Origin of the sequence: Paenibacillus sp. V4I9 (assembly GCF_030817295.1) — a bacterium.
Classification (GTDB): Bacteria; Bacillota; Bacilli; order Paenibacillales; family NBRC-103111; genus Paenibacillus_E.
This window is the reverse complement of sequence record NZ_JAUSZE010000001.1, coordinates 5,731,329-5,748,025: the sequence shown is the minus strand read 5'-3', so window position 1 is coordinate 5,748,025 and position 16,697 is coordinate 5,731,329. Positions and strand designations below refer to the sequence as shown.

The 16,697-nt window shown below is 44.7% G+C and carries 16 protein-coding genes; 13 read left to right on the top strand and 3 right to left on the bottom strand.

The features are described from left to right. Positions 1 to 4: 4 nt before the first annotated feature. The 7 genes from sufB (at position 5) to QFZ81_RS26650 (ending at position 5,945) form a co-directional block, all read left to right on the top strand. Positions 5 to 1,402 (top strand): Fe-S cluster assembly protein SufB, encoded by a 1,398-nt coding sequence (sufB, locus tag QFZ81_RS26680; RefSeq protein ID WP_047676683.1) that lies wholly within the window; start codon positions 5 to 7, stop codon positions 1,400 to 1,402. 235 nt (positions 1,403 to 1,637) lie between these two features. Then, the gene (locus QFZ81_RS26675) at positions 1,638 to 2,741 is read left to right on the top strand and encodes a C40 family peptidase (protein ID WP_307439772.1); all 1,104 of its coding nucleotides are present in this window, start codon (positions 1,638 to 1,640) and stop codon (positions 2,739 to 2,741) included. A gap of 115 nt (positions 2,742 to 2,856) precedes the next feature. Then, the gene (locus QFZ81_RS26670) at positions 2,857 to 3,078 is read left to right on the top strand and encodes a hypothetical protein (RefSeq protein ID WP_307439775.1); all 222 of its coding nucleotides are present in this window, start codon (positions 2,857 to 2,859) and stop codon (positions 3,076 to 3,078) included. Further along, entirely contained in the window at positions 3,075 to 3,713 is a 639-nt protein-coding gene (locus QFZ81_RS26665; protein ID WP_307439776.1) for a hypothetical protein, read from the top strand. Before QFZ81_RS26670 ends, QFZ81_RS26665 begins: the two co-directional genes overlap by 4 nt. Before the next feature lie 5 nt (positions 3,714 to 3,718). Next, positions 3,719 to 4,915 carry a glutathionylspermidine synthase family protein gene (locus tag QFZ81_RS26660; RefSeq protein WP_307439779.1) on the top strand — a complete coding sequence of 399 codons (1,197 nt, stop codon included), beginning with the start codon at positions 3,719 to 3,721 and terminating at the stop codon, positions 4,913 to 4,915. Continuing rightward, positions 4,912 to 5,559 (top strand): signal peptide protein, encoded by a 648-nt coding sequence (locus QFZ81_RS26655; protein WP_307439781.1) that lies wholly within the window; start codon positions 4,912 to 4,914, stop codon positions 5,557 to 5,559. Before QFZ81_RS26660 ends, QFZ81_RS26655 begins: the two co-directional genes overlap by 4 nt. Further along, the gene (locus QFZ81_RS26650; RefSeq protein ID WP_307605383.1) at positions 5,556 to 5,945 is read left to right on the top strand and encodes a DUF350 domain-containing protein; all 390 of its coding nucleotides are present in this window, start codon (positions 5,556 to 5,558) and stop codon (positions 5,943 to 5,945) included. The genes QFZ81_RS26655 and QFZ81_RS26650 overlap by 4 nt, the downstream gene beginning before the upstream one ends. On the opposite strand, the gene QFZ81_RS26645 is transcribed toward QFZ81_RS26650, so the two are convergent. Genes QFZ81_RS26645 through QFZ81_RS26635 form a run of 3 tightly spaced genes read right to left on the bottom strand, consistent with a single transcriptional unit; the run spans position 5,946 to position 8,829 of the window. Continuing rightward, positions 5,946 to 6,995: an HD-GYP domain-containing protein gene (locus QFZ81_RS26645; RefSeq protein WP_307605382.1), complete on the bottom strand. Its 1,050-nt coding sequence runs from the start codon at positions 6,993 to 6,995 to the stop codon at positions 5,946 to 5,948. A 45-nt stretch (positions 6,996 to 7,040) separates the two neighbouring features. Further along, a complete protein-coding gene (locus QFZ81_RS26640; protein WP_307605381.1) occupies positions 7,041 to 8,105 on the bottom strand; it encodes a ThiF family adenylyltransferase in 1,065 nt (354 codons plus the stop codon). 22 nt (positions 8,106 to 8,127) lie between these two features. Continuing rightward, positions 8,128 to 8,829, bottom strand: a complete 702-nt coding sequence (locus QFZ81_RS26635; protein WP_307439790.1) for a molybdenum cofactor biosynthesis protein MoaE — start codon at positions 8,827 to 8,829, stop codon at positions 8,128 to 8,130. Between the two features lie 128 nt (positions 8,830 to 8,957). Between QFZ81_RS26635 and QFZ81_RS26630 the strand changes: the two genes are divergently transcribed. The 6 genes from QFZ81_RS26630 (at position 8,958) to yfkAB (ending at position 16,684) form a co-directional block, all read left to right on the top strand. Then, a complete protein-coding gene (locus QFZ81_RS26630; protein WP_307439792.1) occupies positions 8,958 to 9,428 on the top strand; it encodes a hypothetical protein in 471 nt (156 codons plus the stop codon). A 68-nt stretch (positions 9,429 to 9,496) separates the two neighbouring features. Next, positions 9,497 to 10,957: a bifunctional metallophosphatase/5'-nucleotidase gene (locus tag QFZ81_RS26625; protein WP_307605380.1), complete on the top strand. Its 1,461-nt coding sequence runs from the start codon at positions 9,497 to 9,499 to the stop codon at positions 10,955 to 10,957. Positions 10,958 to 11,069: 112 nt separating this feature from the next. Then, positions 11,070 to 11,882 (top strand): undecaprenyl-diphosphate phosphatase, encoded by an 813-nt coding sequence (locus QFZ81_RS26620; protein ID WP_307439799.1) that lies wholly within the window; start codon positions 11,070 to 11,072, stop codon positions 11,880 to 11,882. Positions 11,883 to 12,000: 118 nt separating this feature from the next. Further along, complete coding sequence (locus QFZ81_RS26615; RefSeq protein WP_307439802.1) at positions 12,001 to 13,134, top strand: HD-GYP domain-containing protein; 1,134 nt, start codon at positions 12,001 to 12,003, stop codon at positions 13,132 to 13,134. Positions 13,135 to 13,198: 64 nt separating this feature from the next. Next, positions 13,199 to 15,427, top strand: coding sequence for an MMPL family transporter (locus QFZ81_RS26610; protein ID WP_373462590.1), 2,229 nt, complete (start codon positions 13,199 to 13,201; stop codon positions 15,425 to 15,427). Positions 15,428 to 15,556: 129 nt separating this feature from the next. Further along, a complete protein-coding gene (gene yfkAB, locus QFZ81_RS26605) occupies positions 15,557 to 16,684 on the top strand; it encodes a radical SAM/CxCxxxxC motif protein YfkAB (RefSeq protein WP_307439807.1) in 1,128 nt (375 codons plus the stop codon). The last annotated feature ends 13 nt before the right edge of the window (positions 16,685 to 16,697 follow it).

The window sequence follows — 16,697 nt, the reverse complement described above, 5'->3', positions numbered from 1 at the left end:
AACCATGGCTAAACAAATGCCAGATCTCGAGGATTACAAATATGGTTTTAGAGATGAGCACAAATCGATTTTTCAATCGGGTAAAGGCTTAACTCGTGAAATCGTTGAAGAAATCTCCAGAATTAAAGGCGAACCTGAGTGGATGCTTGAGTTTCGTCTGAAATCCCTGGAGCAATTTTTCAAAATGCCAATGCCACGTTGGGGCGGAAATATGGATGATCTGGATTTCGATGATATCCAGTACTATGTAAGACCGTCTGAGAAGCAAGGCAAAACGTGGGAAGAAGTTCCTACAGAAATTAAAGAAACATTCGACAAACTTGGTATTCCAGAAGCGGAACAAAAATTCTTAGCTGGTGTATCTGCTCAGTATGAATCTGAAGTTGTTTACCACAGCATGCAAAAGGAACTTGAAGACCAAGGCGTTATCTTTACGGATACGGATTCGGCTCTTCGGGAATACCCAGAGCTGTTCAGACAATATTTCGGAACTATTATTCCACCGAGCGACAATAAATTCGCTGCGTTGAATAGTGCGGTATGGTCCGGCGGTTCGTTCATTTATGTCCCTAAAGGCGTGAAATGTGAAGTTCCTTTACAAGCGTACTTCCGTATTAACTCCGAGAACATGGGGCAATTCGAGCGTACATTGATCATTACGGATGAAGAAAGTTTTGTACATTATGTAGAGGGCTGTACAGCTCCTATTTACAGCACAAACTCCCTTCATAGTGCGGTAGTTGAAATCGTATGTCTCAAAAACTCCCGTGCGCGTTACACAACGATTCAAAACTGGGCACCGAACATCTACAACCTCGTTACCAAACGTGCGGTTGCAGAAGAAGGCGCTACAATGGAATGGGTCGATGGTAACATTGGATCCAAGCTTACGATGAAGTACCCTGCTGTTGTGCTGAAAGGCCGCGGCGCTAAAGGGATGGTTCTTTCCATCGCTGTAGCTGGTAAAGGACAACACCAAGATGCTGGCGCGAAAATGACGCATCTGGCGCCTGATACAACTTCAACGATCGTATCCAAATCGATCTCCAAGCACGGTGGTAAAGTAACGTACCGTGGTCTAGCTTCCTTTGGACGCAACTCACAAGGTTCCAAAGCGAACATCAAATGTGATACCTTGATTCTCGATAACGAGTCAACGTCAGATACGATTCCTTATAACGAAATCATGAACGACAACATTACGCTTGAGCATGAAGCAACAGTATCCAAGGTATCTGAGGACCAATTGTTCTACCTCATGAGCCGCGGTCTTACTGAGGCTGAAGCGACGCAAATGATCGTTATGGGCTTCATCGAGCCGTTCACGAAAGAACTTCCGATGGAATATGCCGTAGAAATGAATCGTCTCATTAAATTTGAGATGGAAGGTTCCATCGGTTAATCGATATGTACAACTTAAAGCGTGCCCGAGATCCTCGGGCACGCTTTTTTTAAAGTGAATACTTGTCTAGCAAATAAGTCTCTCTGATCAGAAAACCTGCCATATCAATCACTCTTTCATTCAATATATTCCCAAGATGATCCAAGCCGTTCAAATGGCCTTTTATGCATATTTATAAGCCACTTGTCTCACTCTATAGAGGATAATTATGTGTTCCTAAAGGAGAATAGAAGCGATGTGGAAAAAACTGAAAGTAGCAGCAATTGGTAGCATAGTAGTCATGATGGCAACTACAACCGCTTGTGGGAGGAATAATGTCAGACCCAATAATGCAGCACCAACGCAGAATCCTACCGCACAGTCAGGAACAGGCAATATGCAGTCTCAAAGCTTGTCACAAGCAGGACAAGGAACGACATTAGGTAATGATGACGCTGTTGTACCCATTAAAGTGATTAACAATGTAAATTATGTAGCTGCACGTGAACTCATCCAAACCCTAAAGTTCCAGTCAAACTGGGAAGAAGGAAATCAGAAGCTGTTAATTGGCGATAATGACGCAAACTTCGAAGTGACGATGAATTCGACGAAAGCCATGAAAGATGGTGCAGAAATCCGAGTTAGCCAACCCTTTATCAAGGAAGGTGATTCGGCTTACTTGCCAGTCTCCGCTTTGGCAGATTTGTTTCAAGAAGATATGTCATATGAAGTACAGAATGGCCAATTGTTGATTCATGCTGCTCCGGTTGCTCCAATTGAGCGTGAAGATGACACTGACCCCCGCGGTAACACAGCGGAGCTTGAGTTTGGCGATGATCCAACGGATCCTTTCAAAGGTGAAGGTACGGGAGCGAACCCGGCATCAATGCTACAGGATGAGGATGACCTTGAGGTGTGGTCACCTAATAATCATGAAGAAGTAATTCCGGTTCTAAAGAACATTGATATTAATTCAATGATTAACAAAGGCAAGCAATATTTAGGTGTGAAATATTTATTCGGCACAGGACCTTATCCGCAAACAGGAAAATTTGATTGCTCGACATTTACTCAATATGTTTTTGGAAAATATGGTGTAAAGCTACCAAGGCTTGCTCGTCAACAAGCGGCGCAAGGAAATTTGGTTAGCCGAAAGTCCTTACGCAAAGGTGATTTGATGTTTTTCTATGTACCAGGTCGATTCAAAACCAATAAAACAATTGGACATGTTGGTATTTATATAGGCAACATGCAAATGCTTCATGCTTCACCTAAACCAAAGGATGGCGTTCAGATTACTAATATCAATAAAGCGTATTGGAAATCAACGTTTCTACGAGCAAAACGTGTAGCTTATTAGTCCGTTGAAGTCTATCCTTAGGGGTAGACTTCTTTTATTTTTCATTGAACTGAAACAAAAGTTCTGTTCGTGCGTTTTATCTAGTATGAAGTCTTGAATGGAGGAAGATGAAACGATGAATATTACGCTCTTCGAAAAATTAGTGGACGGACAACTGCAAAAAATTAGTGAACGCCCATGGGATGAACAACTCATTCAGGCCTTAAATGTAGCTAACTTTGTTCTTATTGGCGGTAAGGAATATGAAATGATCGAAGGAAGACTGAACTTAGATCTTAATGTTTTTGAGCTTTTGTTGGTTACAGTAGGCTCAGAAGGGGGAGGGAAAAGGCAGTGAAACGACCGCTTAAAGTGCTTTCAACCTCTATAGGCATCATGCTCGTTAGTCATTTGCTGCTGCTATCAGCGCATGCCGCGGAGTCTCCTAACCCGAGTGCTGCTGGAGCAGGATCATCTAAGCTGGTTGAATGGTCTTCAGAAGACGTCAAAGCTTATTACGACCCTTCAGTTGACTGGAGTTTGCCCGTGCCTGTGCTATCGGATAATAAAACGACGTCGCCTTCTCCGTCTCCTACGCCTGTAGCAGGGGGGAGCTCAACGGGCTCAGGAGGAAGTACAACCCCAATCATTGTGAATCAGGTATCCGGTGGTGGTGGTTTTGGCTGGGATGATCTATTACTGTACCATTTGATCTTTAATACGGTAAGTCCTTACTCATCGAGTAGTTGGGGAAGCAATCACCGCTCCTATCATTATCGTTCCAATACACCATATGTGACGAAAACCTATCAACCGAGTTCGTTCTCGAATCGATCCACAACGAAGACACCAACAACCTCAAGTGGAACTGGCACGTTTACATCCAATAATAAGTCATCGTCAAGTACCAAATCAACCTCAACCTCTTCCGGTAGTATTGGCGGTAAATCAAGTGGTTTCAGCTCTTCGTCAAGCTCCAGTTCAGGAGGTTAATTTCTGTGATATATGAAGTCATAGGAACACCTTCTGCCGACAGAGATCATAGGGTGCTGCAGCTGGCGAGCCTTGGTTTTACATGGGCAGATATGGAAGATGAAGCGTACTGGATTGACCAACTTGTGGTCATGCAGCGACATGCATACGTAGAACTTATTAATGCAGCTGGAGTTTTGTGGCGCGTGTTTGATAAGACGGTTCGTTATGTAAAAGGGAAGAGGGATTTATATGAGCTCTTATCTATTCCTGAAGTGCTGTGGGATGGGTTAGATCGGCTCGAGCCCGATGCCGCGGGCTTCATTAGTCGATATGCAAGATTTGATTTTACCGTGAATCAGCAAGGTGAAATTAAGCTTTTAGAGCTGAACGCAGATACACCTACGGGGTATGTAGAAGCAGCGATCGCTACACCCTGGTTATGTGATCAAATGGGAATAGAATCACCGAACCGTGCTATGAAAGAACTAATCCGCTCAGCGTGGGAGATCGAAGCGCCTGACTTTGCTGCCTGCATCGCATATGGAAAGCATGTTGAAGATACAGGAACCATAGATGCACTTGTAGCGCATAGCGGAAGAAGGGTGACCTGTGTCGATTGCTTGGATTTATGGATCGACGAAGGCGTCGTTAAGGTCGGAGAGAACCAAATCATCAGCAAAATGTTTGCGCTATATCCGAAGGAGTGGATGGGCATTGATGATGGAGGAGAGGCCTTCTCCTATGCGATTGAAGAACAACTCATACAACTTTTCAATCCATTGCACGCGGTCATCTTGCAGTCTAAAGGGTTGCAAGCCATCATATGGGGCTTGCATGAGGAAGGCGCAGTATTGTTCACCTCAGATGAACATGAGGCAATAAGGACCTATATGCTGCCTACTTATATGACGCCTGATCTTACAGGTGATTACGTGTCCAAATCCATGTTCGGTAGAGAAGGCGGCTCGGTTGAGTTATATAACACGCAGGGTGAATTAGAGGTCAAAGATGAAGTTGGCTTTGATACGAGTGTGTTTTTCAAACGTGTGTATCAGCAGCGAGCCGATTTGCCCGAGCTAACTTTTGCTCATGGAAATAAACATTTATTAACAGGTCTCTTTGTCCTTAATGGAACACCGTGTGGATTATTAGGTAGAGCGGGTGGGATGATTACAGGAAATGCTAGTCAATTTGTAGCGATAGGAGTGAAAGAGTCTTGAAACAAGGACGATTTTGGCTAATGGCAGCGGGCTTCGTTGTATGCATCCTAATCATTTGGGGCATTAGCAGTGCTTTTCATAAGAAGCCAGCTGTCCTGAGTAAGGCGACGGTGGGAAGTCCGGCAAGCACAAGCGATAGGAATGGTGAAGTACCGTGGGATTACCAAGTACAGCAGGCAAAAGTAGGGGATTTATTGGATGGAGATATGGTTCTGCTGCCGAATAATGAACGGATTTCAAACGATCAAAATTTTGCTACAGGGGACCAAGTGTGGGTACTGAGCTATATGCAGGCAACAATGAAAACGGATAATCAAGGAAAGAACGATGTGACACTTTCGCAATGGAAGCCAATTAAGACATTTAAAACGAAAGAAGAAGCTGAAAAAGATTTGGCGGAGTTAAAAATAGAAATAAAGACGGATGTGAAATTAGTTGGGGTTTACAAAACGGAGCAGGATGGCAAATTCCGCTATTTCGCGGTTACTGATCTACCAACAGGACAGAAAGTGAAGCAGCCCATTCCTGAGGAACGCTATGTAAGCTTTAAAAACAAGAAGGAAGTACAGGTTATTCTAGAGGAAGTACACGATTACAGCAATTTTGATCAATCCATGGCGAAATTTCGGGGGTGGGCAGAATGATTGTTTTGGATATTGTAATTAGTTTATTTGTGATTGTGCTGCTGCAATTCGCAGGTATGTATGTGTTTAGTTTAATGACGCCCTACCGCGATATGGAGGAAATAAACAACGGCAATGTAGCTGTCGGCATTACCATGGGTGGTAAATTTGTAGCTACGGCGATTGTTTTAGCTATTGCAGCTTACACAAATTCATCGATTTGGCATATGAGCTTATGGTTCGCGGTAGGGTATGTATGTTTGGTTGCTTCGTATTGGATCTTTGATTGGCTTACACCTGGTGTGAAGCTATCTGATCAACTAAAGCAAGGGAATGTAGCGGTTGGCACGCTGCTAGCTGCTGTCTATATTGGAATCGCAATTGCAGTTAGCAGTCTTATTATTTAATTAGATCGCGATTTTCGTTATTTCTACGTCGCCAAGCAGTGATAGATCCAAGAATTGATTATTAATGTTAATGAGCGGTCGGAAGATATCAGTTGGATTTGTCATGACGATCGTACCGACGCGTCCGTCACTGAGTGACACTTTCTTACCGATAAAATTAGGAATCATGTTGCGGATAAATACTTGCGTTATTTTCGGATCAAGCTGACCAAAACTCATGCGGTGCAGTTCCTTTAGTACGATCAAAAGATCACGTTTTTGCTGGTAAACCCGGTTGCAGATCATAGCACTGTAAACGTCTGCAACCGAAATTATAAGTGAGTACGAATGGATTTCTGTACTTTTTTTGCGTAAAGGATAGCCTGTACCATCCATACGTTCATGGTGCTCTAGAGCAACGAGAGCAAGGGTATTGTCATTAAAGGATTTTTTGATGATATCATAACCATATATCGTATGTTTCTGAATTTCATTGTACTCATCGTTGGTTAGCTTTGCAGGCTTATGTAGAATGTCCGAATGGATTTTGCTTTTGCCAATATCGTGGAGATAGCCTGCTTTTCCAACATGAAGGGCTTCCTTCTCGCTTTTATTCATCCACTTGGCAATATAGTAGGATAACATACCTACTTGCACACTGTGTTGGTACGTATAATCATCGTTGCTGTTCAAAGAAAGCAGTAACGAAACAACGTCTTTCTCTTCTTGAAAGCTTTCTATCATCGGATTGAAAGCGGATTCTATAAGTTCATTATCAATAGATTCCCCGTTTTCGACGGCAGCAAATAAATCTTTTATACCGGTGATTGCATCGTTAAAAGAGTGTAATTGCTTGCTATTTGCTTGGCGGACTGTTGGCTCTTCAAGCTTATTTACGGCTTCATTCCCTCTAGGGTGTATGTCTACATACTCTACACTGTGGCGATTGAGCATCAAAATATCTCCCGCATCGACGACAGTGCCTGATGAAAGAAGATGAAGTCCTACCATATTGTAGGAATCAGAAATAAGTTTATCACCAACAATAAGTTGAAGTACATGTATACGCATAGAAGCTCCTCTCCTAGTCCTATAATCCGTAGGTATATAGTTATACTACATCCCAATATATCGGCTGTAAAGACTTTTAGCCTGAATTAAATTTTCGGTTCCTTGGATGAGAACACGGCCATCTGGAAAGATGATCATGTGCAAATCCGGGGCTGCTTGGAATTTTAAAAGGAAGCGATTTTTCTCTACAGGACCAAGTGGTTTTAATCGCTCTTCCCAATATTCAAGCGGTTTATCGGAAGGAATTACCGGGTGAATCTGGACGGAATTACGACCGCATAAGGATTGAATCGTGTCACTTTCCACACCGATTTCTAAGTAATCGTACTGCTTCATTGCGCAGGCGGGACAGTCTGATTTAAGCGCACCTGCTACACTAATCGCCGAATTCTGATTGAACCATAAGTCCCATTGCTGCATTCTAAGATTAAGCTGTTCGTTCGCGCCAACAAGCAATTTAAGAGCTTCCGTTGCTTGAAAGGAAGCTACAACATGAATGATTCCGCCAATAACGCCAGCAGTATCGCAGGTTTCAGTTGTGCCTGCGGCGGGTGCTTGTGAGAAAAGGCAGCGAAGGCAAGGTGTTTGTCCCGGGATGATCGTCAAAGAGACTCCTCTAGAGGCGACCGCACCGCCATAAATCCAAGGAATTCCTAGTTTGATACTCACATCGTTAATGAGGAAGCGAACCGAGAAGTTATCGGTTCCATCTAGAATTAAATCTACATCACTTAACAGCTGTTCAGCATTCAAGGAATTCAGATCGGTTACATGAGGTTCAATCGTTACCTGTGAATTCACGAGTTGTAACCGTTTTGCTGCAGCAATCGCTTTGGGTGTAGTGCTAGCTGCATCCTCTTCATCGTATAGCATTTGCCGTTGTAAGTTGCTAGTATCGACAAAATCACGATCGATCAATCGGACGTAACCGACCCCTGCGCGAACCATATGGTTGGCAAGAACGGTGCCTAGAGCACCCATTCCTACGATAGCAACTCGACTTCCCCCGAGTTTGCGCTGTCCTTCTTTGCCAATGGGGGAAAACAGGACTTGTCTGGAATAGCGCGTATCAACGCCATCATTTTGATCTATATGTAGATGTGTGTCCAAGTGTGGTCATCTCCAGTCTGGTTTATTCGAATTGCGGCGTTTGGAGCGGGTTCCAGGGACCTGTTTGGCTACCTTTCCACTCCGAACCATCTTCCCATATTTCTTTTTTCCAAATGGGTACGATTTGTTTCAGGCGTTCAATCGCATACCGACTCGCTTCATAACAATGGACTCGATGCGGGGATGAAACGGCAATAACGACGCTAGCTTCGGCAATAGCGACCTTGCCCAAACGGTGTGTAATTGCACAAAGCGTGCCTGGCCACTGATTTTCTATCTCTTCACCGATGGTTTCCATGGTTTTGAGTGCCATCGGTATATAAGCTTCATATTCCAAAAGGACGGTCCGCTGCCCATAGGTCATCTCTCTTGTTGTCCCTATGAAGGCAAGCGAAGCGCCGTGATTAGGGTGGTTGACTTTAGAAGCTACCTCGGCTGGATCAATCGTATCGTGGGTGATTTCATACTTAGATGGTTGACCGCCTGACACAGGGGGAATCAGTGCAATTTCATCTGCAGCGGTGACGATGTCCTGATCTCCGGCATAGGCTTGATTTTTAGCAAAAAAACAGGTCGCAAGTGGAGTGGAAGCTGCCGGATAGGCTGCTGTAATCTGCTGTTTGAGCTGCTCAATAGAAATGGATTCTTGTTCGATATCTATAATTAGGACGGAAGTCCCGAATAGGTCTACCAATCCTGCAAAGAGTTGGATGTGTATGTTCACGGCTCTGCTCCTAATGGCTTAGTTGTTGGAATCCCTTACAGCATATCATATTTTGACCTGAAAATGGTATAATGGGTAGAGCATTTGGATCACAAATGGCGTTTAGGGATGAAAGGGGAAATGTATTCATGCAAGAAGATTTACGCATACAAGTGTCAGACCAACATATAAAAAATGAAGCATTCACGATATCCGAGATGGTTGCTCTTGCTGAGCAGCAGTTATCACTCCAGGACCGTGTACCGAATGTGCAGGGAGATGCCTTTGATTTGAAATCGTGGTATCGGAGCTGGAAAAGAAGCCGTAATGAGGGGCATGCTGAAGAACCTACGCATCTGAAAGTGGAGGCAGTAGACGAATTTGAAGCACTAATGCCTTGGTCACAATTAGATTCTGCTTTAATTCTATACGCGCAAGATGGACAGGCGCTCAAGAAAGGTTATCCGATTCGTCTTTATGTGCCAGATGGCAGCAGTGAATGTCTCAATGTCAAAAGTGTTGTCAAAATATGGTTTCTTCATGATCAGGCGCTCGGGGAAGAAGCGACTTTCGGCTTCAAAAACAGAGTGGCACTTGATGAGCTAAAATTCAAGAAATGAGAGGAGATTCTGCTGCATAAGATTAGACATGCTTCGGATCTGACTTACAAAGAAAAGAGGTGAACGGAGTGTCTGAGCCCTTGCAACGACTCGTTATTTTACATACGAATGACATTCATAGTCATTTTGAACAGATGCCCAAAATTAGCGCATACTTTGATCGCGTACGTCGGCTGTGGCCAGCTGATCAGGTATTGACACTTGATATTGGCGATCATATGGACAGGATGCGCCCTGAAACGGAAGGCACGAATGCTTCTGCCAACTTGGAAATTATGAACGCGACCGGCTACGAAGCGATGGTCATGGGTAATAATGAAGGGCTAACGTTCACACCGGAATTGTTAAGAACGGTTGTGAAGGAGCATGCCAAATTCCCAATTATAGGAAGCAATATTGTAGAAGTGGCGACGAATAAGACGCCGGATTGGATGCTTTCTACACTTACGATTGAGAAATCGGGTCTCAGCATTGGCATCATTGGGGTAACAGCTGCTTACCAAGCGTACTATGAATTGCTTGGATGGTATGTAACGGACCCAATCGAAGCTGTAAAGGTTTATACTAGGCTTCTGCGCCCAAGGGTGGATATCATTATTGTCATGTCCCACTTGGGATTGCGCTCGGATCAACGCATGGCTGAGGAGCTGGAAGGCATCGATGTGATCCTCGGCGGCCATACGCATCATGTACTTGAGGAGCCGCTCCTGCTCGGCGGCACCTATATTTGCGCCGCCGGCAAGTTCGGTCAGTACGCCGGCCATATTGAACTTGCCTACGATCCGGCGCAGCGCCGGATCGTGGAGCTCCAAGGGCGCGTCGTCCCTATGACGGACGCAAGTGAAGAAGACAGCAGTGTTACCACGCTGCTGGAGCACTACCGCATCGCCAGCGCAGCGGCGCTGGATGCGGAGGTGGCGCAGCTGCGGGAACCGCTGCGCCTTGATTGGTACGGTGAATCCCCGCTAGGCAACTTGCTTGCCGCAGGGATTCGCCGCTGGACCAGCGCCGAGATCGGGCTGGTCAATAGCGGCCAACTCCTTCAGGGACTGAAGGAGGGGCGCCTGACACGAGGCAGATTGCTGGAAATCTGCCCGGGGCCGATCAACCCCTGCCGCATGCTGCTCAGCGGGGCAGACCTGCTCCAAGCGCTCGAAGAGTCGCTGCTTGGCGAGTTCATGGAGAAGCCGATCCGCGGCTTCGGCTTCCGTGGCGAGGTGCTGGGCGTGCTGTGTGTCGACGGATTGACCGTCATGACCGACAGCACCCAAGCACCTTACGAACGCATCATCGCTGTGAACGTGGGCGATGAGCCTTTAGACCTTAGCCGTGACTATGTCGTTGGTACGATCGACATGTTTACTTTCGGCTCAGGTTACTTATCACTCGGCCGCGGTAAGCAGGTGACGTATATGCTGCCTGAATTTATCCGTGATGTACTAGCTTCTGAGCTTCGTGATGAAGATGCGATAGTAAGCAGTCATTTCCTACGATTTACGGATAGAAGACCTCCTACTAATAATGAATAAGTCGAACAACCACGACCTTTGTCGAAGGAGTTGTCAGATCTACCAAGTTACAGGTAGAATAGATAATTGGACAGGAGTACATCTATAAACTCTCAACTCATAGGGGGAAACCATGCATACTATTTTTGAAGCGATCATCATTGGGATCGTAGAGGGATTGACCGAGTTTTTACCGGTTTCTTCTACGGGGCATATGATTCTAGCACAAAGCTTATTAAACACCCAAAATGATGAAGTAATGAAAACCTTTGATTTTGTCATCCAACTTGGCGCCATTATGGCCGTCGTCCTCATTTATTGGAAACGGATTTTATCTTTATTCGGGTTAGCGAAAAGGAAAAGCGAGAGTAAGACAGGAAAGAAACTAAACTTGCTGCATATTCTTATTGGGATCGTTCCAGCAGGGATCATCGGCGTCTTGTTTAATGATATCGTCGACGAGAAGCTTTTTAACGCAACTACCGTGTTGATTGGGCTTGTTCTTGGAGGTATCCTGTTAATCATTGCAGAGAAGAAGAAGGAACAGCCGAGTGCTGTAGTTTTGGATGATTTGACTTATCGTCAAGCGTTCTTCATCGGTTTGTGGCAATTAGTTTCCATTTGGCCAGGATTCTCCCGGTCTGGATCGACAATCGCGGGTGGAATGCTGTCCGGCGTAAGCCGCGCTGCTTCTGCCGACTTCACTTTTATTATGGCGATTCCAATTATGTTTGGAGCTTCAGGTGTCTACTTTCTTAAAAACTACGAAGCACTTTCTTCGAATGACTTAGGTTTCTTTATAGTCGGTTTTGTCGTTGCATTCATCGTTGCTTTGTTGGCTGTTGTTTCTTTCATCAAGTTTGTTCAAAATATGAAATTAACGTATTTTGCTTACTATCGGTTTGCGGTAGCCATTATTTTCGCTCTTTATATGTTCTTAAAGTAATAATTACTGTTTCATTTATCGAACCGCGTCGAATGATGCGGTTTTTTTTATTGAACTTTTTTGTGAAATCTATTACATTTAGATAGAAAGTAACGCTCACCTATTCGGGGGTCCTGAAATGCTGTTAATGCCGATCAACATGTGTCATCCTGGAATGAGGTTGGCCAAGAATATTTACAACGACGATGGTATGGTCCTGCTGGCCGTTAATGTTGAGCTTTCTCAGAGACTCATTGATCGACTTTTTACATACGGAATCGACTACATATATATTCAAGATTCTCGGACCAATGACATCATTCAAGAGGATGTCATTCAAGATGAAACGAGAACGAAGGCTGTTCTCGAAATCCGTAACACCTTTAAGAAGGTTATGGAAGACTCGAACAAACGCGGAGCCGTTCATTATTATGATATCGGACGTAATTTCCGTGATGTGATGAAAATGATTATTGACGATCTAAGCGCTCATCAAGGGGCTATGGTTATGCTCAATAATATGAATGTGAAGGATAATTACTTATTTCAGCATTCTGTGAATGTAAGTATTTATGCCATCATGCTGGGAATTAGCTTTGGGTACAGTCGTGAGAACCTTGAAACACTCGGATTAGGCGCTTTGCTTCACGATATTGGTAAGACGAAAGTACCACTTGGTATTCTTCGCAAGCCTTCGCAACTGACCGAGCAAGAGTTTACCGAGATGAAGAATCATACGACATACGGTTTTAACATTTTGAAAGACGAACCGAACATTCCTCTTTTGTCTGCACATTGTGCTCTTCAGCACCATGAGCGAATTAACGGAAGCGGTTATCCGCGTGGGATTCAAGGTACAGAAATCAACGAATTTGCCAAATGGGTTGGGTTAGTCGATTCTTATGATGCTATGACGACAACAAGAGTATATAGAAGACCTTTACTGCCGCATGAAGCTATGGAGCAACTGTTCGCGGGCTCAGGCACGATGTATGATCAAAGTCAGATTGCCTTATTCCGTGATAAAATCGCGATTTACCCATTAGGCATAACCGTTCGATTGAATACTGGGGAGTTTGGCATCGTATCTAAGTTAAACGTAACCGTACCTCATAGGCCGATCGTTCGCGTGCTTGAGGATCAATCCGGTCAAGAGCTAAAGGAACCATACGAAATTGATCTGTCAACGAAGCTTTCTACATTAATTTCAGAAATTGGGGAAATTAAAGTAGGCGAATTTGATCCGGATGAAAGTATGCCGACCATATTTTAAGATAAAATATAGATAACAAGCCTGAAGAACCTGGGAATCCAGGTTCTTTTTGCAAATTAGGGGGATGCATGTGAGAGAAACAGCTGTGAAAGGGAAGTTTTGGAGATGGGGATATGCGATGCATCGTTTCCGCTGGCTCGTGCTTATTATTGGCGTGCTTCTGCTTCTCAGCTTTGCTATTTTTGCTCAGAAAACACCGGGTATGCTCAAAGACAACGGCTTTACGCCTAAAGGTAGTGAGTCCGATCGTGGCCTAATTCAACTGCGGGATGAGCTTGGTGTCCCACTTACGATGCTGAACCTGGTTTATACGGGGGAAGGGCTCGATATGACGGACAAAGTCCATCAACAAGCCATTATGGATTCGCTTAGTGAACTTACGAAGCTGCCCTATGTTGAAAGTGTGAAATTCGTCGCGACACCTCGTAACGAGGGTCATCGGGATGTACTGGCCGTAACTGTGTCTCTTAATCTTGATACCGACCCTGCTCTGGAGAAGTATCCGGAGCTTAAGGAACGCGTGCACCCGCCCAATGGCATGAATGTCTATGTGACTGGTGGACCTGCTATTTTGCATGATATGCAGGAAGCGAGTAAACATGACATTGCCAAATCAGAAGCGATTGGTTTGCCGATTGCGCTGATTGTATTATTAATCGTGTTTGGCACCCTAGTCGCCGCGCTATTGCCTATGATCGTTGGGCTTATGAGCGTTACCCTTACATTAGGGATTACCTATTTTATCGCGCAGCACCAATCCTTATCGAATTTCCTTCCGAATATGGTGACGATGCTCGGTCTTGCCGTAGGAATTGATTACGCTTTGTTTCTCGTCAGTCGCTTTCGAGAGGAACTCAAGGTACAGAAGAATGTGGCTGAAGCTGTGGCCATGACTTGTCAGACTGCGGGTAAATCGATCTTTTTTTCCGGTATAGCAGTGCTGATTGGGCTGCTTGGCATGCTGTTTGTAGATCTCACCTTTTTCCGCTCCTTGTGTTTGGGCGGTGTAATTGTCGTTTCGATATCCGTTATAGTCGCGAATACGATGCTGCTGTCGCTTCTCGGTATACTTGGTGAGCGAATTAACTCTTTGCAGGTCGTTCCTAAACGATTTCGCAAGCAAGAAACGTCCCGCTTTTGGGAACGAATCGCTTATGCTGTAATGAAAAGGCCCGTTCTATTAGTTGTCATCGTCGGCGGTGCCCTAATCTACACCATGACCCCGATGGGTCATATAAAGTTAAATGTACCGAATGCTGAGGTGCTGCCTCCCAGCTACGAATCCCGATATGGCTCGGAATTATTGAAAGCCGCCTATGATCCACGTATGATGGGACCTATCCAAATTGTTATTCATACGGAAGGAGAAGTTTGGAAAGAGGCTTCGATTCGTCAAATTCGAGCTTATAGTGAACAGGTTAAAGGGATATCCGGTGTAAAAGAAGTACAAAGTTTTATCAGTTCACTAGGTCAACATTCGGATGCCGAGTTAGCAGTCATGCTAAGGGATTCAAGTGTCAAAGCACAAATAGAAAGCAATAAATTTGCAAAAGGAAACACGGCTCTGATGGTTGTAGTGCCTGAGAAAGATACCGATGATCCTACGACGGATGGCCTTGTCCGAGAACTTCGCAGCTTAAGTAAGGACGGACTTGATATTGCAGTCACTGGCGGACCGGCTTATAGGCTGGATATTATAGATCGCATTCAGAATGAAATTCCGGAAGTATTAACGTTTGTGATGGGGATTACCTACATCGTACTGTTGCTTGCCTTTAGGTCCGTTTTGCTGCCGCTCAAGGCTGTATTAATGAACATGCTCAGTCTTGGCGCGAGTCTCGGTGTTGTTGTGTTAGTATTCCAGCATGGCTACATGGCTGATTTGCTGCACATAACGTCCATTGGTTATGTCAGTGCAACGCTGCCAGTTATCATTTTTTGTGTAGTGTTTGGCATATCCATGGATTATGAAGTATTCCTGATTTCTCGCATTATGGAGGAGTATGAGGCAAGCGGTGACAATGATAAGAGTACGGCTGAAGGGCTTAAGAAAACGGGAAGCTTAATAACAAGCGCTGCTTTCATATTAGTTGTAGTTGTAGGATCATTTATTTTTACAGATATCGAAATCATGAAGGCGTTGGGGCTCGGTCTAGGTCTCGCTGTTCTGATCGATGCGACCATAGTTCGAGTGATGCTCGTTCCTGCACTCATGAAACTGCTTGGGGATGCGAACTGGTGGGCACCTAAGTGGCTGCGAATGAATTTGCAACCGAAAGCAGAGAAACACTAGCGGGGCTTCACAATAACTTGCCGCCGTTTCCTTTTTTACGAATCATAAGTTACAATAAAGGGCATAGGTATAGGCATGATAGGAACAATTAGCTTGTGAATAGGAAATGATAGGTCAGGTGTAAACAGCATGAATATGAATGGAACAAGCTCCATCCTACCGGAGCTAACCCCCGCTTACGATCCATGGGACCCTATTCGGTCTTATCGCAAATACGGGAAACAAGTACTAACAAGTGTAGAGCTTACAATAACGAATTTGTGCAATATGCGATGTGAGCATTGTGCGGTTGGGGATTCGTTAACCATGTCGGAAGGGCCGCGTATTCCCTTGCCGATCATTTTGAAGCAGCTGGACCAGGTTGAGCATTTAGAAACGATCAGTTTGACCGGAGGAGAGCCTTCGTATCACATCAAGATCGTCAAAGACTATATGCTGCCAATCCTTAAATATGCACGAGAGCGCGGTATTCGCACACAAATCAATTCTAATTTAACGCTTGACTTAGCCAGGTATGAACTTCTCGCTCCTTATCTGGATGTCATGCATATTTCTTTCAATTACTTGAATGCTGACGATTTCCATCAAGTCGGCTTTGTGAATAGCGGGCATCCTGTTGGTTATGATACCGCGGCGCGAATGTATGAACGCATGGTTGATAACACGATCGCGCTTAGCAAAGGTGGACTTTATGTCTCAGCGGAATCAATGATTAATACACGCACACATGAGAAATTACCGCAGATTCATAAGCTGATTGGGGAAATGGGCTGCAAGCGCCATGAGGTTCACCCGATGTATGCCAGTTCCTTTGCTTCTCATCTTCCTATGGTATCTCTGGACGAGTTAAGAACGAGCATTCATCGGTTGTTAGACAGCCGGAATCGTGACATGTGGATGCTGTTTGGCACACTGCCATTCTTTGCTTGCAACGATCTTCAAGAGGACAGAATATTGGTTAAAAGGCTTCGCGAGGAGCCTAATGTAACTGTACGTAATGATCCGGATGGACGCAATCGCTTGAATGTGAGCACTTTTACTGGAGAAGTGTTCGTCACGGATTTTGCAAATGAACCACCTTTAGGTAATATACATGATGACCAGTTAGATACCATTTTTGCCCGTTGGGAGAATAATCCGCTGAATCAGCGTGTAAACTGCTTCTGCAGCAGTGCTGCTTGTTGTGGCCCTAACCTGCTGGTAGCCGAATCGTATTACCGTTCTGTTGATTTCAAAAGCCGCAAAGCTATCATCTAATCATATTACTGAA